We start from the raw sequence: 24077 nt of genomic DNA, 5'->3' as shown, positions 1-24077 counted from the left end.
ATTTCAGAACTTGGATTAAAAGGTTGGCACGAAGAACGATTTGCTTTTCAAAGTTAGAGAGTATGCACGACACTGTAATTGGTTTGTTAATCAATCGTGTAGAATTTGGAATTGATATTCATGCATACCACTAAATTAGGACACTACCGGCTGGTGCATTCTTAACTGATCTGCAACTTCAGTCTGATTGACATCAAAGGTGGCTTTTCTGCCAAAGTCAGAACAGACCATCAAAACATGTTGAAAAACAATTAGATCAACTTTAGATAATTTGCTGTATCTCATTTTACTAATGAATTTGACGACCCCTTGTATTTCGTCTTGAGATGATAGATCCAATTCTTCAGTTGTAACGTCATTGATGTCTTTCAAGCCAATCACCCAACTATATCCATATAGATATAACGAATAATATATCTATATGGATATTTTTCAAGCAATAAACGGCCTTTGTCAATCAATCTATATAGTTATGAACGCTTTTTACCACGGTTACTTGGACTAGACGAACTTCTTTTCTTGTTAGTTCGACGTGCTTTGATCATCCCTTTTCCTTTTAGGTTACTGAAATTAGCCTGATTTGCATCATGTAACAGTCTATTCAGACTATCGGCTACGCCATTCATGAAATCATTATATCTTTTTTTCTTTTGATAAATTGCTTCTAGTTGTGCTTCCCATATTGCAGTCATGTCTGGCTTACCAACACTTTCAGGCAAAGCTAATATCACACTTTTTCCTATATCTGTAGAAACTATATCTTTACCTTTCCTATTTAAATATTGCCTTTTAAACAGCAATTCAATAATACTAGCGCGAGTAGCCTCGGTTCCTATCCCATCTGTTTCTTTTAGTATTTTTTTTATCTCTGGAGATGATACATACCTTGCTATTCCAGTCATTGCAGCTAAGAGGGTAGCATCTGTAAATCGTTTGGGCGGTGTTGTTTTTTTGTCTTGTATCTCGCCTTTAAGACACAATACTGAGTCACCTATAACAACGTCTGGTAAAATTTCTTCTACATTTCTTTTTTCACTTTCTTCTTTATTAAAAAGTGCTTGCCAACCTACAAAAGTTAAATCCCTTTGCTTGGCAATAAATAAACCACCTTCAATAATTGTTTTAATTTCTTTATCAGCGTAATGACTGGCGCTATAAAACTGTATTATGTAATGCCTTGCGACAAGATAATAAATATTTAATTCATCTTTCGAAAGCCTAGATGACTCAAGTTTTTTAGAAGTTGGAATAATCGCATGGTGAGCACCAACTTTTTTATCGTTCCAAGTGGCACTTTTTAACGATAAGTCGACATTTCCTATATATTCAGATAGCCTTTCATTAATAGAATCTATCGCTTGCAGCACTCTTTCCGCATCACTCAGATGCCCTTTTGGTAAATATCTGCAATCGGATCTTGGATAAGTAATTACCTTATGTCGTTCATATAATGACTGACAAGTATCAAGAACTTTTTGTGCACTATAGCCAAATACTTTTGCAGCTTCGATTTGAAGAGATGACAAAGAATGCGGTAAAGGTGGACTTTTTTTAGATATTTTTTTTGTAAAGTCAGAAATGTTCCCATGCTTATTAGAGATTCGACTAACTACATTTTCAGCAAGAGGCCTTGAAAGCACCCTACTTTCATCATCCATATAAGGTTCACATGCTTTACTCGGTTTCCATTTCCCTTTATACACCTCACCATTTTCAGTTTGTAGTGTTGCAATTACTTCATAAAAAGGCTTCGACACAAAATTTTCAATCTCAAGATCTCTATGAACAACTAAACCTAGAACCGGTGTCTGCACTCTTCCAATTGATAACACTCCCTGATAACCACATTTTTGCCCTTGTAAAGTGCACATTCGAGTCATATTCAAACCATAAAGCCAATCTGCTCGGGCTCTAGCTAATGCAGAAATCGATAAAGATAAAAATTCACGGTTTGGTTTTAAATTATTAAGAGCTTGTTTTACTGCAATCGGGTTTAAATCACTCACAAGGCAACGCAGTGCTGCTTTTTTCTTTTGTTCTGACGCCCCGCAATAATTAATCATTTCATCAATTAAAATTTGACCTTCACGATCTGGGTCTCCCAAATTGACTAAAACATCAGCTTCTTTTATTAATTTCTTGACAACATTAAATTGCTTTCTAGTTTTACTTTTTACAACGAGTTTCCAGTCTGACGGGATTATAGGTAGATGCTCTACAGACCACTTTTTAAAGGCTGGATCATAAAAATCAGGTTCTGCTTGCTCTAACAGGTGCCCAATGCACCATGTCACAATATCGCCATTTCCAACTTTAATAAAACCATCACCTTTGTCATGTGGCTTCGGAAGAGCATCTGCAACCGCTCTACCTAAACTAGGCTTTTCAGCGATAAATAGTTTCATTTATTTTTCTCAATTTGTTTATTTTTTTCTAAATAGTTTTCCTCTAGGAAAACTGTCAACAGGCATAACTTTTTTATGTTTTTTAGTGGTATTTTTGTCAACGAAATCGTCAAAAAACCTATGTCAACGGTAAACTCAAGAATTTAAAAATAACCATTTGATTTATAAATATTTTAATCATTGTCAACACACAGGCTAATTCTTGTTCCCGATCTGGGTCACCTGCATTCACGATTTGAGTTGATTGCTTAACTAATTTTCTTAATGCCGTTAACTGCTTTCGGGTTTTAGACTTGGGCTTCAGTTGCCATTTTTCAGGAATGATTGGTAAATGTTCTAATTTCCAGCTTTTATACTTTTCATCGTAAGCATCTGGCTCAGCCGTCTCAAGTAAATGACCAATACACCAAGAAACACAGTCACCATTGGCCAGTTCAATATAGCCATCATGCTTTTTATGAGGTTTAGGTAAAACATCAGCAATAGCTCTTCCTAAGCTAGGTTTCTCTGCAATATAAAGGATCATCAATAACAATTACTGGATAAATTTACAGTAACTATAAATTCTCCAGAACTGATATGCAACTTTCAGCATACAGGCCGTAACTCGCCATATCGTACATAGTCATAAATTGTAATAATAAAAGATTAAAAATTAGTCGCTTAAGCTTAAGCTTTACGCTATAACATGGATGATCATGAGTAAAAGGAAACAACAATGAAATCACAATCAACTCTTGCACTGGTGATACTGACAGGAATGTTAGGGCTAAGCGGAGTCTCGGCTACAGCTTATGGGTACGATAATCATGAGCAAGCTAAACAAGGCCCAACTACACTGCAATATGATTATCAGTACCGTACAGCTAAAGAGAAAGCACGAGATAAATATCGTCACCCTAAAGCAACATTAGATTTTTTTGGTATTAAACCAACAGATACCGTTATCGAAATTTGGCCTGGTGGTGGCTGGTATTCAAATATTCTTGCGCCAGCACTTAAAGGCTCAGGTGAATTTATTGCCGCTCACTTCCCATCTGATTCAGCGGTGAAATACTATAGAACGTCTCGTGCTAAATACGATGTAAAATTTAAGGATCACCCTGAGCGATATGGTCTCATTAGCGTCACAAGCTTTATGCCTCCAGCTCACCCTGTTATGGCTCCTGCAGAGTCAGCTGATGTGGTACTAACCTTCCGTAACGTGCATAACTGGATCGCTAATGATAACGAAATTGAAGTTTTCAAAGCAGCCTATAACGCTTTGAAGCCAGGCGGGACTTTTGGTGTCGTTGAGCATCGCGCTAAACCTGATGCGACCCGATTAGAAATGATTGAATCTGGCTATGTTACTGAAAAATTTGTAAAAGAATTAGCGCAAAAAACCGGATTCAAACTTGTTGCTAGCAGTGAAGTAAATGCAAACCCGAAAGACACAAAAAATTATCCGTCAGGTGTTTGGACTCTTCCCCCACGGTTAAGGTTAGGTGACCAAAATAAAGCCAAATACCTTGCAATCGGTGAAAGTGATCGAATGACACTAAAGTTCATTAAACCTAAATAAACTCAGTTCTGCATAACCAGCCCCCTTCAGCATAACTACATATGCGCATTTATTTGTTAGAACACTACCCTTTTGTGGTAGTGTTTTTTATTATTAGCAAATTACTGTTAATAACTATTGGTTATATACAAGAAGAAATTATAACTTTTGAATTACATAAATTATTTCTAGTATTTATATTTCAAACACTGTTAACGGAATAATCATGGCTAATATATACGAAGATAACTCACAAACAATAGGTAAAAGTCCACTAGTTCGCCTTAACCGCATTGGTAATGGCAACATTTTGGCGAAAATAGAATCTAGAAACCCTAGTTTTAGTGTTAAATGTCGTATTGGCGCAAACATGATTTGGGCTGCTGAGAAAAATGGTACATTAACCACTGAAAAAGAATTAATCGAACCAACTTCTGGCAACACAGGTATTGCTCTTGCCTATGTAGCAGCCGCTCGTGGATATAAACTTACCTTGACCATGCCTGAAACCATGAGTTTAGAAAGAAGGAAGCTTCTTAAAGCACTTGGTGCTAATTTAGTGCTAACCGAAGGTCCCAAAGGTATGAAAGGAGCAATAGATAAAGCGACTGAAATTTATAACTCCGATCCTGAGCATTATGTTCTATTACAGCAGTTTGATAACCCTGCGAATCCTGAGATTCATGAAAAAACTACAGGCCCAGAGATCTGGCAAGATACAAATGGTGAGATTGACGTGTTTATCGCTGGTGTAGGAACGGGTGGAACCATCACAGGTGTCAGCCGCTACATTAAAAATACTCAAAACAAAGCCATCACCTCTGTGGCTGTAGAACCTGTCGATTCACCAGTAATTACTCAAACGCTCGCAGGTGATGAAGTCCAACCAGGCCCTCATAAAATTCAAGGAATTGGTGCTGGATTTATTCCAGGCAACCTCGATTTATCAGTGGTGGATAAGGTTGAAACCGTAACAAATGAAGAGTCCATCGAAATGGCTCACCGACTCATGAAAGAAGAAGGCATCTTAGCGGGCATTTCTTCAGGGGCGGCTGTAAGTGTTGCAGTAAAACTAAGCGAGCAAGAGGAATACAAGGGCAAAAACATTGTAGTCGTACTTCCTTCATCTGCTGAACGTTATTTATCTTCACCTTTATTCGACGGTGAATTTGGAGATGCAGAAAACGTTCAATAAAACCTCTTCATGAAAAGTCCCCAAGATCAAGCCTGACATAAGTTAGGCTTTTTTATGCCAGTAATTTTTCTATATTCATGCCTCAGGCTCCGTCACACTTCGATAAGCATTGGTATTATATAATCAAGCTGTTAATATAAACTTTAGAAATTATATATAACAAAAAGAAATAAGAGTTTAGTTTTTAAGGTAGGAACCATGACTAACAGTACAAACTTATCGCTCATTTATCTTGACTCTAACGCTACAACACCAGTACACCCTGCCGCAGCACAAGCGGTAATGAGTACCATGACCCAAACCTTTGGCAACCCTAGCAGTTCTCATATCACGGGGATTCGTGCCAAAGACATCATGGAGAAAACCCGCAACGCAGGTAAAAAACTGTTAGGTATTGATAAAGGACAGTTAATCTTCACAAGTGGCGCAACTGAAGGCATTCAAACAGCGATTCTTTCAGCTTTAGTTGAAGCTAAAAAATCATTAACTCCCAACAAGCAGTATTACCTTTTATATGGTGCTACTGAGCATAAAGCCGTTCCCAATTCACTGCATCATTGGAACCAAATTTTAGGCATAAATGCAGAAATTAAAGCCATCCCTGTAGATCATCAAGGTAAGCTAGATCTTAACTTTATTGCTGAACATGCCGCTGATTCATTAATGATATGCACTATGGCGGTAAATAATGAAACTGGTGTTTATCAAGACTTAACGGCTCTGGAAACAACGATTAGAACCACCAATCCCCATGTTTATTGGATGGTTGATTGCGTTCAAGTGCTAGGCAAACGAAACCTTAACATTGAAAACACCAGCATAGATTACGCCCCTTTCAGTGGCCATAAGCTGTATGCACCTAAGGGGATTGGCTTTGTTTATGTGCGTTCAAGCGCACCATTTACGCCATTTATTGCGGGAGGTGGCCAAGAAAGCGGTCAACGCTCTGGAACAGAAAACTTACCCGGAATTGCTTCGTTAAAAGCTATTTTTGATATTTTAAATGGTGATAGCGCACACCAGTTTTCTAACCACTCACAATTGCAAGGTTACCGCTTACAAATCATCAAAGCATTAAAAGAAGCCTTTGGTGACATCGTCTTAAATCATTCATTAGAAAACACTGTCCCAACCACCATCAACTTTGCAATCCCTGGGTTCAGCAGTAAAGAAATCATGGATTTGTTTGATGCGGCTAATATTCGAGTTAGCTCTGGTTCAGCTTGTTCATCTAAGGTTACTCGTAGTTTTGTTTTAGATGCAATGGGGTTACCCGCATGGCAAAGTGAATCGGCGATTCGAATGTCATTTGGCCCAATGTTCAACCAAGATGATTGCGACCAAGCTTGTGAACGCATTATATCGGCAGCAAAAGCATTGAAAGAAAGCTGTTTAGTAGTCAGCAATGAGATCAATGAAACACCATTAGATGGCTTAGTAGAGTTACGTTCAGGCAACAATTGTTGTTGGGTTTATGCTGACAAGCAAACAAAAACCGCGGTAGTGATTGACCCTGTACATGAACTAATCCAACGTATCGTTAATCTTGTCAACTGCCAAGGCCTGACGTTAAAAGCCGTGTTAGACACTCACGGCCATGCTGACCATGAATCATCTCGCAATGAAATCGCCAAGGCTCTCGGTATGTCTACCGCTACTTGTCATTTAGGATGGCCAACCGATACAGATTGTATCGAGATGCTTGGCCAAACTTATTCAAGTATTACGATTGGTAACCACAATTTGGTCAAGGTACCCACCGCCGGACATACAGCAGACAGTGTGAGCTACTTACTCACTCAGAAGTTTAATGGTGAGTATCAATCTTCAATGTGTCACTTTGCTTTTTGTGGCGACACTATCCTAATGGGAAGTCTTGGTAGAACTAATTTTGAAACCAGTTCATCAGCAGAAATGTATGCAAGTTTAAGGCTATTAAATCAATTAGTTGATGAGCAATCTTTGATTTGTGCAAGCCATGACTATTACAACGAGTTTGCCACAACCATTGCGCTTGAAAGAGGTCGTAATCAGTTATTGAACTCTGTTCTTTCAAACAGTATTGATCTTGATACATTCTGCGAACAAAAGTCGGTATTAGATTCACATCTCAATGATGAACAAGGTCAAGAAATCCAATGCGGTGCTTATGTAGAGGTCGACGCGGCATTAAAGATTCGTGAATACGATAAAGATAGCTTAGCGCGGCTACTTAAAGATGATCAAAACATCAAATTAGTTGATATTCGTGAACCCCACGAATACGCATTACAACGCAGTTCCAATGTCGAACTGAATGTGCCCATGACTCGTTTGGTTCAATTTATTAATGAGCGTTCAAAGCAGAAACAAGATAAATATGTGCTTGTTTGCCGAAGTGGCTCTCGCTCACTAGTTGTTGCTCAAGCCCTTGGTCGTCTTGGTTTTGAAAATGTTGGTCACCTTAAAGGTGGTTATGCCTTAGGGTTATAACCACTCAGTGTTATCTCCAGCTCATCAATGTCCTGAGCTGGAGATATTAAAACCGCTAATTTGTTTAGCTAATTCATTCGCACCAACTTCTAATTTTTCACCTACCATACAGGCTTTTTGAGCCGCAATTAACACTTCGCTCGCATTGTTTTTGATCACTTCAGTACTGGTATTAACTTGCACTGTTGCTTCTCTCTGCTCAGTTACAATTTCTGCAACCTGCTGGATCAAGCCAACAACCTTAGACACTTGCTGAGTTAGACTAGTTATGGTTTCACTTACTTCATGGGCTTGCTTAACGCCATTGTTCGCCTTTTGAGTACCCGATTCCATAGTGGAGACGGCTCTAGAGGTTGATTGTTGAATTTGTTCAATCATTCCTCTAATTTCGTCAGTTGAGCTAGCTGTGCGACTTGCAAGTGTTCTGACTTCATCAGCCACTACAGCAAAACCTCTACCCTGCTCACCAGCTCTAGCAGCCTCAATTGCCGCATTCAAAGCCAGAAGGTTTGTTTGCTCTGCAATTTCATGAATAACCTCCACCACTTTGCCTATGTCGTTGGCATACACAGCTAATTGGTTAATAACCTCTGCACCTTGGCTGACTTCTTCAGCAATTTGATTGATCTCGCTTACCGTTTGATTGATCACCTGCTGACCAAGATCTACATCTTTTTGAGTTTCCACGGTAATTTGAGTCGCGGTGCGAGTGTTTTCATCAACTGCGTTTACTGATGCTACAAGCTGATCAATAGCAGTAACCACTTGGTACGTTTTTTGTTGTTGAGAATTTAAGCTGAACTCCACACTTGAGGTTTCAGATTTCACCTCATGACTAGCCAATACAACATTATCACTTAATTGCTGGACGTCATGGATCAAAGTTCGAATACTGGCTAGCATCTTGTTGAATGACAACGCGATTTGATAAAACTCATCTTTAGCATCAATTGCTATATCCTCGCTCAAATCACCGCGAGCCATTTGTTCAGTCATTGATTTAATAACTGATACATTCTGCGAAATGGCACAGTATGCCGAGAAGAAAAAGTAAAAGCTTATTGCTATAACGCCTAATATCACTGCGACAACCCAATACATTTGTTGCTGTTGTGATTGTAATTTCGACGACAATTTGATTTCTAGTAATTGCTTAGTTTCATTCGTCAAATGCGCTAGAACTTGCTGCTGATTACTGCTTAATTGAGAAAATTGAGCCAAACTAGTTTCAAAACTATCTGGCTCTACTATTTTTTTATTAATTGTGTTGATGAGTTTCTCTGTATTGCTTTCAACACTACGCACACTTTGTTGCCATGTTGCATCGTCTGCATAATATTCTTCGACTCTATTAGCACTCTTTTTAAATATGAGAAGCAATTCTTTCAAGCGATTATTCGTTGCCACCAGCTGTGTGTAGCTTTGTGGGGTAAATCTTCCCTCTTTCAGGATGCTCAAGGCTTGAGTGCTACTTCTTGAGCTGAATTCACTGACCACAAGTTGCTTAGATAAATAAAACTCCGTGAGATAATAGATTGCAGGATCAGAGTCTAATGACAGCCCACTTTCTTCGGCAACGCTCCCTTTTACTTCACTGGTTACATCCGCTAATTGCTCGAGAGTTTTGGGCGTGAAATTTTTAGATAACGATAAGCTGCGTAATGCAGAAAATTGAGTCGAAGATCTTGGAAACAAGGCAGAATTATTTGACCAAAATGCTAATTGATTAGACAAATCAGTTGAGCTTACTTGGCCGTTTCTTACTTCCATTACCTTAAAAGCAAAATCATTAAAAAGGTCAATAATATGTTTGCCTTCAAGCTTACGCTCACTGATTTTCAAGTTTTCAGTTTGAAATTGGATGTAGCCATAAGCTCCGAAAATTAAAGGCAACAAGGTCACCGAAGCTAACAGCATAAACTTCTTTTTAAACGCTAATCGATTAAAGAGCTTTATCCCTAAAGACAGCAGTCCTGACATCTACCTATTACCTCTATTTTTATTCTACTCATTCCAGCCTTCTTCCTATAAAACTAAGAGAGAAAGCAGTTACAAGACCTTTAAAAACTGGAACTTATTTCACTTTATATCGGCAATAGTTAACAAAATATTAGTGTTTTGATAAAAATTAGCGAAATCACATATAACCAAACGGTATATAAATTAAATTTATTAGGCGATTTTAATATGCTTTACTTATCAAAAATCATACGGAAATAATCTTGAATGATCATTGGAAGCCAAACTAGTCTAAAAGGAATTATGCAACAGCTTGAGCTTGTATCAACTACTGACTCTACGGTATTGATACTAGGTGAGACAGGTACAGGCAAAGAAGTTATTGCACGACATATACATCAACAATCGTCACGTCAGCAACAGCCCTTTATCAGAGTTAACTGCGGTGCAATCTCGTCAGAATTGATTGACTCTGAGTTATTTGGCCATGAAAAGGGCAGCTTTACTGGTGCAACAAGCCAAAAGCGAGGCTGGTTTGAACAAGCTGATGGCGGTACACTATTTTTGGATGAAGTTGCGGAACTAAGCCTAGCGGCACAAGTTAGGTTATTAAGAGTCATCCAAGAAGGCTCTCTTAGACGTGTTGGCAGTGAACAAGAAATAAAGGTAGATGTTCGTGTGATTGCTGCAACCCATAAAAATTTAGCCGAAGAAGTTCAACACAAACGTTTTCGTGAGGACTTATTATTTAGACTTAATGTATTTCCAGTTAATCTCCCCCCATTGAGGCAGAGACTTGAAGACATTTCAGCTTTATCGGAGTACTTTGCAACCACAGCTGCGAGTGTATTATCCCTACCAATTTGTAGACCAACTCAACAGCAAATTCAATATCTTCAACAGCACTCATGGCCGGGTAACGTTCGTGAGTTGCAAGGGGTAATAGAAAGAGCTGCGATTTTAGGCCGAGGACAAAAACTGGCAATTGAAAGTGCACTATTTATAAAGAATAGTGACATCAGATTAATAGAACCTGAAGAAACGAGCTTTGCAGAGAACATTGGAGAAGTTCAGCATCAGGCATCATTTGCCAAATTAGATGAAGTGATCATTCAACATATCAATCAAGCCCTTAGGAAAAGTTACGGCCGCGTTGAAGGCCCTTTCGGGGCAGCAAAGCTCTTAGGAATTAACCCAAGTACTTTGCGTTCTAAGATCAGAAAGTATGGGATTAACCCAGCGCCTGCGACAAATCTGCGATAAGATCTTCTGGCGCTTCCACCCCAATGCTCAAACGTATCAAAGAGTCTGAAATTCCTGCTTCTTGTCGTAATTCAGGTGATACCGCTGCATGAGTGGTGGTTGCAGGGTGACACGCTAAGCTTTCTAAATCTCCTAAGCTCACCGCTTGGGTAAATAACTGAAGATTATCTAAAGTCTTTTGACAGGCAGATTCACCACCAACCAATTCAAAACTCACTAAACCACCAAAGTGACCTACCGATTGGGATGCAATTTGATGATAAGGGCTAGATTTCAAACCTGAGTAATGGACTTTTTCAACTTTAGGATGACTTTCTAAAAACTCAGCGACTTTCATAGCACCTTGTTGATGAGCCTCCATTCGTAAAGGCAAGGTCCTTAAACCTCGTGATAACAAATATGCATCTTGAGGACTAATCGACGCACCAAGATGTTTTAGTCCGATAGTTCTTACTTGATCCATTAATGCGTTTGCACCAGCAACAACTCCAGCAATGATGTCCCCATGACCACTCAAATATTTAGTCGCACTGTGCATCACCAAATCCATTCCATGCTCCAATGGACGGAAAAAATACGGTGAATATAAGGTATTGTCACAAACCGTAATCGCCCCAACCTTTTCAGCCGCTTTTTTTACCTTACGAAAATCATTTATAGCTAATGTTGGGTTTGAAATTGGCTCAAATAAAATAATTTTGGTTTGCGAGTGAATTCGTTCAAGCAAATCATCATCACTAAAGTAGCGATGAACGTTGACGCCAAAGCGAGTTAGTGTTTGGCTAAGCATTGCTGAGCTCCCACCGTATACAGGTTCTACGACAGCGATATGGTCGTCTTGATGACACAAGGCGATAAAAATACTGCTTAGTGCTGCCATGCCGCTGGATACAACCAAAGCCTGCTCTGCACCCTCGATTTGTGCCAGCGTTTGTTCAAGGGCGCTTACAGTAGGGTTCGCCATTCTGCTATAAATAAACCCTTGCTCATCCCCGGAAAATCGAGCTTTTCCTGATTCAAAGTTAGGATACTGGTATGTACTACTTTGATAGATAGGAATATTTAACGCTCCGTGTTGATCTTCAACTTTGTATGAGTGCAATACTTTCGTTTTAAATTTCATTGTTATTCTTTTCACTTTTATGAGTAATACCGTTCGTACCAATTAACTATGTCTTAGTTAAAGCCTTAACTTTGCAACTACATCGTTGCAATTCCTCACCATAGCTAAGGCTATGATTCGTCATTGCGCCTTGTATTTCCTTCGCTAATGCTTCCCTATAACACAGTTAATTGATGTGAACGGTATAATGTAATTCCGCAACATCAGGATGAGAGCGTAATCTCCCCTTCAAAATGTTCTCTCCCACTTGATAAAAAAGTGGATTGTTAGGATCGCTATCAGGACCATGCGCTTGCTTTTTGAGGTGTTCAGGTAGACTTAATAAAGGCACATTTGTATCCAGCTTGGGCCATAAAAAGAATGCACAAGAATAACGGTCTTTGTCTGACTGAGGACTGACTACACGATGAACCGTTGCTTTTAAATAGCCGTCCGATGCCAGCTCTAATAACTCGCCAATATTCACAATTAGCGTACCCGGCTTTGGTGGAACCGCTAACCACCCCTCATCCGTTTCAACTTCTAACCCAGACATTTCGTCTTGAATCAGCAATGTCAGAAAACCAGAATCTTTATGCGCCCCAACGCCTTGGTTCGAGCCATGTGGCTGTTTAGGATAGCGGATCAGTTTGGTATGTTGGTGAGGAAGTTCAGATAAACCAGCATCAAAAACATTGGGATTTTGATCTAATGATTCAGCAAAGGCTTTTAACAACAAAACAGATAATTCCGTCATTTTATCTTGAAAGGCTAGTAGTTGTTGTTTCATGCGGGGCAAGCCAGCAGGCCATTGATTACTACCACGCATCTTCAACCAAATTGGAGACTTACCGTGTACATAAGGTGTCGGCTCCTCTCTCATGAAATCAAATTGTTCCCGTTTATCTTGCTCACCTAGGGTCAACTCACTCCCCACTTTTGAATAACCACGAAAATGAGGAGAGTGCTTCATTTCAATGCTGAGCTTTTCTTCCGCGGGCAATGCAAAAAAAGAATGCATTAATTCAAACGTATTCTTTTGAATTGAGGTATCTAAGCCGTGATCATCCAGATAGAAAAAACCAACCTCTTTACTGGTTTCTCTTAGTGTTTTGAGAAAAGCTTGCTTTTGCTTTCCACCTGCCAAATATTGGCTAAAAGTGAGCGTTGGAAGTGGCTTCATTAACTAACCTCAGTTTATTTACTACTGGAGTATATAAGGCGAAAAGCGTGCCAAAAGTTAATACATTGATATTGAAAATGTTTTCAAAAAAAATATTTAAAGCCGCCAAATCAGGAAGATAAACCGTTATATTTAGCGGTTTTTATTTGAAAAAAGAATTACAGATTTATTTTTATGATATTTAGAACTGCTAACTTTCTAGGGTCCACTCTTGAAAAATATGACAATGTCTTGAACTTAACTGATGTTTTTTTAAGCGTCAACTGTAATAGAATGATAAAGTAACAAAATTGATACCTCTGAAACGCCTTTTCAGAGGGAAATTGAAGCAATAAATATATACCGTACTAAACACGTTATTGGACGAATCCGTGCTAGCTTTCAGGTTAAACTAGCACTTAAAACTACCTTCAGGATTACTTAAGAAATTAAGTTTCTTTTCTTGGTTTTGCTACTGATAGGTACATCCCCGCGATTATCATTCCAAGGCCTGTTACTTGGTATAAAAATAGCTTCGAACTGGTATCAACACCATCAATCAAGATACTCGTGATCATTTGTCCACTTAAAATAAGTAACACTGCTTTGACTGCGCCAACTTTGTGAAAAACAAAGCTATTAATTGCTACATATAACGCACCTATAGCACCGCCAAGATAAATCGAAAAGTCTGCATCAAGATTTAATTCAGTTGGAAAACCAAAAAATAGAAAAATCAGCACAGATAATAGGGCAAAGCCAACGAAATGATTCATTGTCGAGGCGACAAATGCATTTTTCTTCACGCTCAACATACCATTTAATGTTCTGGCCAAAGCGATTAAAGCACCATTTAATAGACCCAGAAGTATCATGGTCATAACGTATCTCCTGAAGCTAGGATAATTAACAAGCTGCCACCAGTGATTAAGAGTAAACTGGCAAAATCTCTTAGACCTATTTTCTTTTTACTTAGTCCAAATAATCCAAAACCATCACTGACTAAGCTGAAAATTATTTGCCCTATAATAGCGAGAGCTAGTGTACCTGAAAGACCTAGATAACTATTTACGGTATAACCAGCAAGTAACACCGTGAATGCACCGGGTATACCACCGAGATAGGCAATAAATGGGGCTTTTTCCATACTTGTCGCACTATTCGATTTTCGTTGAATGAATAGCATCAGTATCAATGCCGTAAAACCACCAACCCCATGAGCAAACCAAGATGCTTCAATTGGTGAATAGGTGAATGCAAGTTGGCTGTTAAAGAAGATCATGAGAGCTAATAGCCCGCCAGCCCCGAGAGTTAAAATTGAAAACCTTAACTGATTACTTTCCATATAAAATACTCTGATAACTACTTGTTGGAGGCGTATTGTAAATAAATTGATTGACGAATAAAGCTCAATTAAGGAAACTTATAGTTGAGAATAAGTTAACAATAAAATAAATGAATAACCTATCTGCTATCCCCATTTTTGTCACCGTTGTAAAACGAGGATCATTTTCAAAGGCTGCAGTTGAATTAAAAATCACAACTTCGGCGGTTAGCAAACGTATTAACCAATTAGAACAAAACCTAGATGCTAGGCTTTTTAATCGAACGACTCGCAGTTTAACTTTGACAGAAATGGGAGAAGTTTATTTTGAATTTGCAAACAAGGCATTCAACCTTACTCAGCAAGGTTCCGAAGCTCTTCAAAATCTGAAACAAAAACCAACAGGAAAATTAAGAATAAATGCACCCATGTCATTTGGGCGGCTTCACCTAGCCAAAGTCATGCCCGAGTTTTTAAATCAACAACCAGATATAGAGGTGGAGTTATCGCTTGATGACAGGATGACCGATTACGTTGATGAAGGTATTGATGTTGGTATCAGGATTGGAAATTTACCCGATAACTCGTTAATTGCTCAGCGTCTTGCACCTTGCAATAGTGTTTTATGTGCTTCTCCAGAGTATGTAAAAAAGTGTGGGTTACCAAGGACGCCAAGTGAATTAGAAAATCATAATTGCTTATTTTATTCTTATTTTCGTGCTGGGTTTGAATGGACATTTATGAAAGACAAAGAAGTATACTCAGTAAAGCCTACAGGCACTTATCAGGTCAATAATAGCGAGGCATTGAAAGAAGCGTTGCTTCAAGATGTAGGTATTGGAAATATGCCACTTTTTATCATCGAAAATGAATTGAAGAACGGTAGCTTGGTATCAGTATTAGATGAATATAGCTTGCCAAAACATACTATTAACGTAGTTTATCCCAACCGTGAACATCTACCTCTTAAAGTGGTCGCATTCATAGAGTTTTTGAAAACAAAATTTAAAACAGATACTCCTGACTGGGGTTAATTTAGCTTATCCAAACTCATACTGAGGCAAAGGCAATCTAGAATGATTCTTTATTACTCTACAACACCAACCTTGAAATAGTCCTTTTCAATCCATAGGTTAACAGCACTTACAAACTTTCCATTTATAAACAACATAGGCACTTTTGCTCGTTCCCAAGGTGGTACTTTAAGCTCCTGCCATAACTTTTTTAATGCTCTTGATTTGTGCCGGAAATGAGGGTGACATTGGGTACTACCAGCTAAGTTGAAGCGAATACTGAGAGGTGCCGATTCAGATAGTTGAACCTGATTCAAAATTTCAGATAATTGCAACACGCGGCCATCAGCTAAGGCTACTTGATAATCTTTCTCGGCTAACTCTGCCTGAGTACCTAGAACTATCGATTGAGGCAATTTGTTATCTAGCTGCGCTGAAGCAAAAGCAAAGACTTGTCCTTGATATCGGCGAATAGTCAAACCAGAGACATTCAGTTCAACACTTGCATCTGATTTTGCATTTAACACTTGGTCAAGAATCTCATCCAGTTGAACTCTGGAAGGAATTGGCAACTTTATAAAAGCAATAAACGCTCGAAAAATCTGGCGCTGCCAAGGCCTCGATAGTTCATTAAACCCGGCTAAGGTTAATACTTTTTCGGCATAAGGAGAGTCAGCTAAATACGAAGTGAGCTTTTCCCCTACCACTTCATCTAACAGAGCCTGTTGCTCTCCACACAGTTCAGCTGTTCTACTTCCAGTTGTCGCTATTGATGTCCAACGTTTTTTTAAAGCTGGGATAATGTTTAAGCGAAGAAAATTACGATCAAAACTGTCGTCTTGATTACTGTCATCTTCAATATGGGAAATTTTGTGTTGCTGAGCCAACTCTTGAATCGCTGATTTACTTAAATTTAGTAGAGGGCGATATTGAATGACTTCTTTCTCGATAACTTGAACAGGGGCCATTCCCGATAATCCCTTTGGCCCTTGTCCACGTTTAAGCGCAAGTAATAAGGTTTCTAGCTGATCATCTTGATGGTGAGCTGTTAGCAATATGTCGCCAGAATGCATTTCTTCTAATAAAGCTTGGTATCGTGCTTTTCTCGCCTCAGCCTCTAAACTCAAACGCGAACCTTGCTTTACCTTTACAGATTTAGCAACAAAAGGAAGCTGATATTGTATTGCCCGTTGCTCACAATGTTTCTGCCAGTCATCTGCAAAACAGCTTAAGCCATGATTTATGTAGACCAATTTTACCGATAACTGCGGCTGACTCTGTTTGAGCTGACTTAACAAAAACGCCAGTACTTCAGAGTCGACACCGCCACTGTAGCCTAAAACAAGTGATCTATTCTCTAACCCAGAAAAAGACTGTAATGTTTGCCAAACTTCTTCAATATAAGTTTTCAAGGCCATTAAAACATCATCCTGACTTTATCGGGCCCTATCATGGTTTGCAGTGACAGTAACAACTCGTCTGTGGGATTTATACGCCAGTTTTCACCCAAGGTTAATTGCCCTTTTGCCTCTGGCAAATGATAGTTAATGACAATCGGCACCTTACCATTCTCCCGCCATGGCGAGAGTGTTTCTTGAAACGATTCAAGTAAAGAATTTGAAATCTCTTCACCTGCCATGTCAATTTCTACCGCTTTTGCATAGTGACTTCTGGCATCACTGATATCGACAACATTACGAGCGGTCATGCGATTACCACCAGAGAAATCATCAACACTGACTTCACCTTCACAGATGAGCACACGGTCTTTTTCAATCAAGTGCTGAAACTTTTCAAAGGCATCGGTGAAAAACATGACTTCCAAGCGACCACTTTTATCATCCAAGGTCACTAAGCCCATTTTTGAGCCACGCTTGGTCATCATCACTCGACTGGCGATCACAAGACCTGCAATCTTCACGGTTTTGCCTCGCCCAGTTGGATGAGTGTCTTTCAATCGACCATTGGTATAGTACTTAAGCTCTTTTAGGTACTGATTGATTGGGTGACCAGTCAAATACAAACCTAACGTATCTCGCTCACCTTCTAGCCAAATTTTATCTGGCCACGGCGTACAATCAACAAACTGCTGTTTAACGTCATCAGGTTCGGTATTAAGTAAACCAAACATATCACCTTGACCGATAGCCGCCGCTTTAGAATGTTGATCAGCGGCCTTTATCGCTTCTGGCAACGTTTCCATCATAGACGCACGATGCGGGCCTAAATTATCTAACGCGCCTGCACAAATCAGTTTTTCAATGACACGGCGATTAAGTTTCTTCAAGTCAATACGAGCACAAAAATCGAATAAATCTTTAAATGGGCCACCTTGCTCACGCGCTTCGATGATGGACTCTACAGGTCCCTCACCCACACCTTTAATGGCACCAATGCCATAAACAATGTTTTGTTCATCATCGACCGTAAACTTGTATAAGCCTTTATTCACATCAGGTGGAAGTAATGGCAGTCCCATGCGTTCACATTCATCCACCAGAGTAACCACTTTATCTGTGTTATCCATATCAGCCGACATTACCGCCGCCATAAACTCTGATGGATAATGAGTTTTTAACCACAAGGTTTGATAAGAAACCAAAGCGTAAGCCGCTGAGTGAGACTTGTTAAATCCATAACCAGCAAATTTTTCCACCAAATCAAAGATTTTCATGGAAAGTTCACCATCTACACCATTATTGATAGCCCCTTCTTTAAAGGTACCGCGCTGCTTTGCCATTTCTTCTGGCTTTTTCTTACCCATTGCACGACGCAACATATCTGCGCCACCTAGGGTATAACCTGCTAGCACCTGCGCGATCTGCATCACTTGCTCTTGGTACAGAATAATGCCGTAAGTTGGTTCTAGAATCGGTTTTAACGATTCATGCTGCCATTGTTGATCGGGGTAAGAAACTTCTTCACGACCATGCTTACGTTCAATAAAGTTATCTACCATGCCCGATTGCAAAGGGCCGGGACGGAACAAGGCTACTAATGCGATCATATCTTCAAAGCAGTCTGGTTGTAGCCGCTTGATCAGATCTTTCATACCGCGGGATTCCAACTGGAATACAGCTGTGGTTTCGTAACGTTGAAGAAGCTTAAATGACTTGGGATCATCAAGAGGGATAGCATCAATATTAACGGGTTCTAACCCATTTTTAGCTTGGCGACGATTCACCATTTCCAATGCCCAATCGACAATGGTTAAGGTTCTTAACCCCAAGAAGTCAAACTTAACCAGCCCAGCAGTTTCAACGTCATTCTTATCAAATTGAGTAACGGGGTTTTTACCCTCAGAATCACAATAAAGAGGTGCGAAATCAGTAATGGTTGTTGGTGAAATAACCACACCACCCGCATGTTTACCCGCATTTCGGGTCACACCTTCAAGCTTGCGACACATATCAATAAGATCGCGTACTTCTTCATCGGCATCATAAGCTTCAGGCAAGCCAGGCTCTACTTCAAAGGCTTTTGCTAACGTCATCCCAGGCTCTGCTGGAACCATTTTTGATATTCGGTCAACGAAACCATACGGATGACCTAGAACACGACCTACATCTCGAATTACCGCTTTAGCCGCCATGGTTCCGAAAGTGATGATCTGCGAAACCGCATCACGACCGTAAAGCTCAGCAACGTGATCAATTACTTCATCTCGTCTATCCATGCAAAAGTCGATATCGAAATCCGGCATAGATACACGTTCAGGGTTCAAGAAACGTTCGAACAGCAAGTCAAATTCAAGAGGGTCAAGGTCAGTAATTTTTAACGCATAAGCCACTAAAGAGCCCGCACCAGAACCTCGACCGGGACCGACTGGAATGCCATGATCTTTCCCCCATTGAATGAATTCCATAACGATAAGGAAGTAACCAGGGAATCCCATTTGGTTTACAACTTTTAGCTCAATATCCAAACGTTCATCGTACTCTTTTCGCTTTTCTTTTCGCTCTTCTTCATCAGGGAATAAAAACTGAAGCCGCTCCTCAAGTCCTTCTTCTGATTTGGCAACTAAGAAGTCTTCAATCGACATATCGCCTGTTGGGAAGTTTGGAAGAAAGTACTCACCAAGACGAACTGTGACATTACAACGCTTGGCAATTTCTACAGAATTTTGAAGCGCTTCTGGAATATCGGCAAACAGCTCACACATTTCATCTTCGGTGCGAAGATATTGCTGCTCACTGTATTTTTTAGGACGTCTTGTATCAGCTAAGGTATAACCGTCATGGATAGCAACTCTGATTTCGTGGGAATCAAAATCATCTTTTTCAAGAAATACCACTTGGTTAGTCGCCACAACAGGTAAATCGACTTGTAATCCAAGCTCAACTGCCATATGCAAATAACGCTCTTCGTCTGGACGACCCGTTCTTAACAGTTCTAGGTAATAACGATTATGAAAATGAGTACGATAAAACTCTATCAACGCTTCAACTTGAGCTTGATTACCTTTAAGCAGAGCTTGACCAACGTCGCCATCTTTACCACCTGATAACAAAATAATACCAGCGTTATATTTCACTAGCCATTCTTGATCTATGACTGTCTTTCCTTTGAACTCTCCACGTAAATAGGCTTGACTGATCAATTGAGTCAGATTCTGGTAACCATCGTTATCCATCGCCAACACTGTAACAGCACATAACTCATCAATATCAGGCACTTGCATCCAAAAATCAGCACCGATTATTGGCTTTATGCCAGCACCATGACAACCGCCATAGAACTTAACTAACCCACACAAGTTGTTTTGGTCTGTTAATGCAATGGCTGGCATTTCCAGCTCATCAGCACGAGCTAGAATAGGTTTAACCTTAGCTACACCATCTGACATTGAAAAATCACTGTGGACACGAAGGTGAACGAAACGAGGCTCTGGCATATATTAATTTCTTATATAGATATAACTTTTAAAAATAATTGAGTGTCAGTTTTATGACATTCGTTGATCTAAGTCACAACAAAAGCGGTTATTGAGAACAATGACTTAGAAAAGAGTTTTCATTCTAAAGTTTTAATTTAGCAGCTATTAACATTTTTATCTTTCTTACTTTTTAACAAACTTAGAGTTTTTACTATTAATTTTTTGATTGCTTATCAATAGCTTACCTGTTTAAATCTTTGTAAATCATTTGAGGGGAAGGCTATGATTTATACTAATTTAACGTGTTTAAACTGTGGCACGCAACAAACAATGTTCAGAGCAAAAAGAAAGCTTCTTGAAAAGCTAATTCATTACAATCAATATCGAGTAGTGTGCAGTTGTTGCAAAGCTCATCACCATATTAATCGTAGCAGCAGAACGTTAACGCTGATTAAGCCTACAGAACAAACTAAGCAATCAATTCCCGCACAGGTTTAAAGCTTCTTCTATGCTCTGGCAACACTCCATGGACGGACAAGGCTTCCATGTGTGCTTTTGTTGGATACCCTTTATGAGCGGCAAATCCATACTCTGGATGCTTTTTGTCTAACTCAAACATTTCTCGGTCGCGAACGACTTTTGCTACGATAGAAGCCGCACTAATTGCTTCAATCAAACCATCGCCTTTTACTATAGCATGCCCTACCATCGGTAATTCAGGCACTCTATTACCATCAATCAACACAGTATCAGGGGTTATTGATAACCCAACTACAGCTCGCTGCATAGCTACCATGGTTGCTTGAAGAATATTGATTTCATCTATCTCTTGAGGCGAAGCTCGACCAACACTTACGGCTAAGGATTTATCCAAGATTTGCTCATAAAGCGCATCACGCTTTTTTTCAGAGAGCTTTTTAGAATCATGTAAGCCTTCGATTGGATTCTTAGGATCGAGTATCACTGCTGCAGTAACGACATCACCCACAAGAGGTCCACGTCCTACTTCGTCAACACCAGCATGTAGACCCTGAGTAAGTTCAAGAAGTTGCTCTTCGGTAATACCTTTAAATACAGTCATTAGATTAGCGCCTCTACAGCATCAGCAGCTCTTTCACTGGCATTACAAGCAATGGACTTATGAATTTCTGTGAACTTATGTTTTAAAGGTGCAAAGTCGCCATCCAATTGTACTGATACCGCTTCAGCAATTTTTTCAGGAGTACAGTCACTTTGGATTAACTCTTTAACCACTTCTTCTGCTGCCAATAAATTAGGTAAAGAATAGTGTTCAATCTGCATCATTCGCTTAGCGATTTTGTAGGTGATAGGGCTGACTCGATAGGCTACAACCATGGGACGTTTCACCAGCATCGCTTCTAAGGTCGCAGTACCAGATGCCAGTAGAATACAGTCTGCCGCCGCCATTACGGTACGAGACTGCCCTTCAACAAGATTAATCTCTAAATCGGGAGCAAATTGCTTTAAAGCATCGATATATTGCTGTTTGCGTTTGTCGTTTACCAAAGGAGTTACAAACTTTAAATCCGGATACTTTTGCTTAAGTAATGCTGCCGCTCTAACAAAAGGCTCAGCTAGCTGCTTAAGCTCCCCTCCTCGGCTTCCAGGTAAAATAGCTAAATATTCAGATTCTGGTTCGAGTCCAAGTTCGGCTCTGGCAGCTAATTTATCGCTTTCAAGAGGAATATCATCGGCTAACGTATGACCCACAAAAGTACATGGCACTTGATGCTTGTCATAAAACGCTTTTTCAAAAGGCAATAAAGAAAGCACCATATCAGTCGCTTTATCAATTTTGAAGATACGCTTAGGACGCCACGCCCACACTGACGGACTAACATAATGAATGGTTTTAATGTCTCGTTGCTTTAACTTTAACTCAAGACCGATATTAAAATCTGGCGCATCAATACCGATAAAACAATCAGGCTGAATTGCTGTAATTTCTTTAATCAATTCACGTCGAACTTTGAGTAAGCGAGGTAAACGTGAGAGCACTTCAACCAGTCCCATTACCGCTAACTCTTCCATAGCAAACAAAGACTCAAAACCAAGAGCTTCCATTCTTGGGCCACCTATACCGACAAAACGGGCATTGGGGTACCGTTGCTGCAGGGATTTAACTAAACCTTCCCCAAGAATATCACCTGAAACCTCACCGACAACAATGGCAAAGGTTGGAGCTTTTTTTTGCGTCATAAATCCATTCTTAACCTAGAAAAAGTGGTTGATGACGTTCATATACGCAGAAAAAATTGTCAGTAGCAAGGCTTGGATTGAAATAGGTAGCTTTCCTACCTATGAAATCTATAACGAAGCTAATGACGATTTTAGCAAGTATATGAATATTTAATATTCAACCAACTCATAAAACCGTAACTTGTTATTTTATATTTAAATATATCAACCAGTTAAATTGAAATTTCGTTCAACTGCTTTTTTTAGGTTCATATAAAAAGGCCTCAAAAGAGGCCTTAATAAGTAAACATTAAACCTTAGCGTATAATGCCACGACTTGAGTTTAAGACAAAATCAATTAAATGCTTCACCTCTGCGCAGTCTTCTGCATCTTGTTGTAAAGATTCAATTGCTTCTTCTACCGTTAAGTTATTACGGTAAAAGGCTTTGTATGCTTGCATTACAGCTTGCTGGCTTTCTTTAGAAAAACCGCGACGTTTTAAGCCTTCACGGTTCAAGCCTCTTGGAATAGCCGGAGAACCAGATGCCATTACAAATGGCGGAACGTCTTGCAAAATCAAGGATGCCCCAGCAGTAAATGCATGAGCGCCAATATGCACAAATTGGTGTACTCCAGTCATACCACCAAGAATTGCCCAATCACCGACATGAACATGTCCTGCAATCATAGCATTACTAGCAAGAATAACGTTGTCTCCAACGACACAGTCGTGAGCGATGTGAACATTGTTCATAAACAAGTTATTAGAACCAATAAGAGTTTCACTATTGTCCTGAACGGTTCCACGGTGAATACTCACAAACTCACGGATGATATTGTTATCACCAATAATCAAACGAGTATCTTCACCTGCAAACTTTTTGTCTTGACAACCCTCACCTACTGATGCAAATTGGAAAATACGATTGCCTTTACCAATGACAGTAGGGCCTTTAACCACAACATGAGAGCTTAACCATGTATCGTCGCCGATTTCGACACCTTCGCCAATATAGCTCCATGGTCCTATGGTGACATTTTTTCCAATTTTTGCATCTGGATGAACGAACGCTAACTTATCAATCACAATTAGATCTCTCTGCGGGCACACATAATTTCAGCTGAACACGCCAACTCGCCATCCACTCTAGCTTCTGCTTGGAAAACGCCAATCCCACGACGCTCTTTAATCATTTTAACGTGATAATTAATTTGATCTCCTGGTTCGACAATACGCTTAAAGCGAACTTTGTCTATACCAGCAAAGTAAAAAAGTACATTATCACCAGGAGGTTCATCGCTCATTGTTTTGAACGCTAATAAACCACAAGCTTGTGCCATACCTTCAAGCAATAATACCCCCGGCATTACTGGCTTTACAGGGAAATGTCCTTGAAAAAAAGGCTCATTTACAGTTACATTTTTTAAACCGTGCAACTCACCGGTGCTATTTTCACCAATCGTGTAATTCAAAACGCGATCTACTAATAAAAATGGATAACGGTGAGGCAAAAACTTAATGATCTCGTGAATATCCATAGTATTCATTTCATTTGACACGAA

At 39.6% G+C, this 24077-nt stretch carries 19 protein-coding genes and 1 pseudogene; 6 read left to right on the top strand and 14 right to left on the bottom strand.

Features of this window, described 5'->3' with window-relative positions; translation table 11 throughout:
* On the top strand, positions 1 to 134 hold a 134-nt coding region (locus tag D5018_RS10245), incomplete at its 5' end, for an IS1 family transposase (RefSeq protein WP_243637417.1).
* 1 nt (position 135) lies between these two features.
* Here D5018_RS10245 and D5018_RS10240 read toward each other — a convergent pair.
* From D5018_RS10240 to D5018_RS10230, 3 genes and pseudogenes are all read right to left on the bottom strand, one after another.
* A complete protein-coding gene (locus tag D5018_RS10240; RefSeq protein WP_133309273.1) occupies positions 136 to 372 on the bottom strand; it encodes a hypothetical protein in 237 nt (78 codons plus the stop codon).
* Between the two features lie 98 nt (positions 373 to 470).
* Entirely contained in the window at positions 471 to 2405 is a 1935-nt protein-coding gene (locus D5018_RS10235) for a DNA topoisomerase III (RefSeq protein ID WP_121838908.1), read from the bottom strand.
* A gap of 196 nt (positions 2406 to 2601) precedes the next feature.
* Positions 2602 to 2931: pseudogene (locus tag D5018_RS10230) on the bottom strand (toprim domain-containing protein); the annotation flags it as partial.
* 192 nt (positions 2932 to 3123) lie between these two features.
* Between D5018_RS10230 and D5018_RS10225 the strand changes: the two are divergent.
* From D5018_RS10225 to D5018_RS10215, 3 genes are all read left to right on the top strand, one after another.
* A complete protein-coding gene (locus D5018_RS10225) occupies positions 3124 to 3969 on the top strand; it encodes a class I SAM-dependent methyltransferase (RefSeq protein WP_121838906.1) in 846 nt (281 codons plus the stop codon).
* A 205-nt stretch (positions 3970 to 4174) separates the two neighbouring features.
* A complete protein-coding gene (gene cysK / locus D5018_RS10220) occupies positions 4175 to 5143 on the top strand; it encodes a cysteine synthase A (RefSeq protein ID WP_121838905.1) in 969 nt (322 codons plus the stop codon).
* Positions 5144 to 5341: 198 nt separating this feature from the next.
* Positions 5342 to 7615 (top strand): aminotransferase class V-fold PLP-dependent enzyme, encoded by a 2274-nt coding sequence (locus D5018_RS10215; RefSeq protein WP_121838904.1) that lies wholly within the window; start codon positions 5342 to 5344, stop codon positions 7613 to 7615.
* Between the two features lie 24 nt (positions 7616 to 7639).
* Here the strand turns inward: D5018_RS10215 and D5018_RS10210 are convergent, their stop codons facing one another.
* Positions 7640 to 9595, bottom strand: coding sequence for a methyl-accepting chemotaxis protein (locus tag D5018_RS10210; RefSeq protein ID WP_121838903.1), 1956 nt, complete (start codon positions 9593 to 9595; stop codon positions 7640 to 7642).
* Positions 9596 to 9841: 246 nt separating this feature from the next.
* Here D5018_RS10210 and D5018_RS10205 point away from each other — a divergent pair, with 246 nt between their 5' ends.
* Positions 9842 to 10837: a sigma-54 interaction domain-containing protein gene (locus tag D5018_RS10205; RefSeq protein WP_121838902.1), complete on the top strand. Its 996-nt coding sequence runs from the start codon at positions 9842 to 9844 to the stop codon at positions 10835 to 10837.
* Here D5018_RS10205 and D5018_RS10200 read toward each other — a convergent pair.
* The 4 genes from D5018_RS10200 to D5018_RS10185 form a co-directional block, all read right to left on the bottom strand.
* Positions 10806 to 11960, bottom strand: coding sequence for a trans-sulfuration enzyme family protein (locus D5018_RS10200; RefSeq protein ID WP_121838901.1), 1155 nt, complete (start codon positions 11958 to 11960; stop codon positions 10806 to 10808). The genes D5018_RS10205 and D5018_RS10200 overlap by 32 nt on opposite strands.
* A gap of 166 nt (positions 11961 to 12126) precedes the next feature.
* A complete protein-coding gene (locus D5018_RS10195; protein ID WP_121838900.1) occupies positions 12127 to 13122 on the bottom strand; it encodes an isopenicillin N synthase family dioxygenase in 996 nt (331 codons plus the stop codon).
* Positions 13123 to 13550: 428 nt separating this feature from the next.
* Positions 13551 to 13982 carry a DMT family transporter gene (locus D5018_RS10190; protein WP_121838899.1) on the bottom strand — a complete coding sequence of 144 codons (432 nt, stop codon included), beginning with the start codon at positions 13980 to 13982 and terminating at the stop codon, positions 13551 to 13553.
* Positions 13979 to 14446, bottom strand: a complete 468-nt coding sequence (locus tag D5018_RS10185) for a DMT family transporter (RefSeq protein WP_121838898.1) — start codon at positions 14444 to 14446, stop codon at positions 13979 to 13981. The genes D5018_RS10190 and D5018_RS10185 overlap by 4 nt, the downstream gene beginning before the upstream one ends.
* A 110-nt stretch (positions 14447 to 14556) precedes the next feature.
* Between D5018_RS10185 and D5018_RS10180 the strand changes: the two genes are divergently transcribed.
* Positions 14557 to 15459 carry a LysR family transcriptional regulator gene (locus D5018_RS10180; protein ID WP_121838897.1) on the top strand — a complete coding sequence of 301 codons (903 nt, stop codon included), beginning with the start codon at positions 14557 to 14559 and terminating at the stop codon, positions 15457 to 15459.
* Between the two features lie 53 nt (positions 15460 to 15512).
* Here the strand turns inward: D5018_RS10180 and tilS are convergent, their stop codons facing one another.
* The 6 genes from tilS to fabZ all read right to left on the bottom strand — a co-directional run bounded on the left by tilS (position 15513) and on the right by fabZ (position 24074).
* The gene (gene tilS, locus D5018_RS10175; RefSeq protein ID WP_121838896.1) at positions 15513 to 16856 is read right to left on the bottom strand and encodes a tRNA lysidine(34) synthetase TilS; all 1344 of its coding nucleotides are present in this window, start codon (positions 16854 to 16856) and stop codon (positions 15513 to 15515) included.
* Positions 16856 to 20332, bottom strand: coding sequence for a DNA polymerase III subunit alpha (dnaE, locus tag D5018_RS10170; RefSeq protein ID WP_121838895.1), 3477 nt, complete (start codon positions 20330 to 20332; stop codon positions 16856 to 16858). Before dnaE ends, tilS begins: the two co-directional genes overlap by 1 nt.
* Positions 20333 to 20783: 451 nt before the next feature.
* Positions 20784 to 21395, bottom strand: coding sequence for a ribonuclease HII (rnhB, locus tag D5018_RS10165; RefSeq protein WP_121838894.1), 612 nt, complete (start codon positions 21393 to 21395; stop codon positions 20784 to 20786).
* Positions 21395 to 22534 (bottom strand): lipid-A-disaccharide synthase, encoded by a 1140-nt coding sequence (gene lpxB / locus D5018_RS10160; RefSeq protein WP_121838893.1) that lies wholly within the window; start codon positions 22532 to 22534, stop codon positions 21395 to 21397. The genes rnhB and lpxB overlap by 1 nt, the downstream gene beginning before the upstream one ends.
* Positions 22535 to 22830: 296 nt before the next feature.
* The gene (gene lpxA / locus D5018_RS10155) at positions 22831 to 23601 is read right to left on the bottom strand and encodes an acyl-ACP--UDP-N-acetylglucosamine O-acyltransferase (protein WP_121838892.1); all 771 of its coding nucleotides are present in this window, start codon (positions 23599 to 23601) and stop codon (positions 22831 to 22833) included.
* A gap of 2 nt (positions 23602 to 23603) precedes the next feature.
* The gene (fabZ, locus tag D5018_RS10150) at positions 23604 to 24074 is read right to left on the bottom strand and encodes a 3-hydroxyacyl-ACP dehydratase FabZ (protein WP_121838891.1); all 471 of its coding nucleotides are present in this window, start codon (positions 24072 to 24074) and stop codon (positions 23604 to 23606) included.
* Positions 24075 to 24077 lie beyond the last annotated feature (3 nt).

The sequence above is a fragment of the Parashewanella curva genome (genome assembly GCF_003675895.1).
GTDB lineage: Bacteria > Pseudomonadota > Gammaproteobacteria > Enterobacterales > Shewanellaceae > Parashewanella > Parashewanella curva.
This window is presented reverse-complemented; position numbering and strand designations above follow the sequence as displayed.

Excerpts from the sequence above, each read along its gene's own strand:
- D5018_RS10235 (WP_121838908.1), bottom strand. The coding sequence starts at position 2,405 with ATGAAACTATTTATCGCTGAAAAGCCTAGTTTAGGTAGAGCGGTTGCA.
- D5018_RS10225 (WP_121838906.1), top strand. The coding sequence starts at position 3,124 with ATGAAATCACAATCAACTCTTGCACTGGTGATACTGACAGGAATGTTA.
- cysK (WP_121838905.1), top strand. The coding sequence starts at position 4,175 with ATGGCTAATATATACGAAGATAACTCACAAACAATAGGTAAAAGTCCA.
- D5018_RS10215 (WP_121838904.1), top strand. The coding sequence starts at position 5,342 with ATGACTAACAGTACAAACTTATCGCTCATTTATCTTGACTCTAACGCT.
- D5018_RS10210 (WP_121838903.1), bottom strand. The coding sequence starts at position 9,595 with ATGTCAGGACTGCTGTCTTTAGGGATAAAGCTCTTTAATCGATTAGCG.
- D5018_RS10205 (WP_121838902.1), top strand. The coding sequence starts at position 9,842 with ATGATCATTGGAAGCCAAACTAGTCTAAAAGGAATTATGCAACAGCTT.
- D5018_RS10200 (WP_121838901.1), bottom strand. The coding sequence starts at position 11,960 with ATGAAATTTAAAACGAAAGTATTGCACTCATACAAAGTTGAAGATCAA.
- D5018_RS10195 (WP_121838900.1), bottom strand. The coding sequence starts at position 13,122 with ATGAAGCCACTTCCAACGCTCACTTTTAGCCAATATTTGGCAGGTGGA.
- D5018_RS10190 (WP_121838899.1), bottom strand. The coding sequence starts at position 13,982 with ATGACCATGATACTTCTGGGTCTATTAAATGGTGCTTTAATCGCTTTG.
- D5018_RS10185 (WP_121838898.1), bottom strand. The coding sequence starts at position 14,446 with ATGGAAAGTAATCAGTTAAGGTTTTCAATTTTAACTCTCGGGGCTGGC.
- D5018_RS10180 (WP_121838897.1), top strand. The coding sequence starts at position 14,557 with ATGAATAACCTATCTGCTATCCCCATTTTTGTCACCGTTGTAAAACGA.
- tilS (WP_121838896.1), bottom strand. The coding sequence starts at position 16,856 with ATGGCCTTGAAAACTTATATTGAAGAAGTTTGGCAAACATTACAGTCT.
- dnaE (WP_121838895.1), bottom strand. The coding sequence starts at position 20,332 with ATGCCAGAGCCTCGTTTCGTTCACCTTCGTGTCCACAGTGATTTTTCA.
- rnhB (WP_121838894.1), bottom strand. The coding sequence starts at position 21,395 with ATGACTGTATTTAAAGGTATTACCGAAGAGCAACTTCTTGAACTTACT.
- lpxB (WP_121838893.1), bottom strand. The coding sequence starts at position 22,534 with ATGACGCAAAAAAAAGCTCCAACCTTTGCCATTGTTGTCGGTGAGGTT.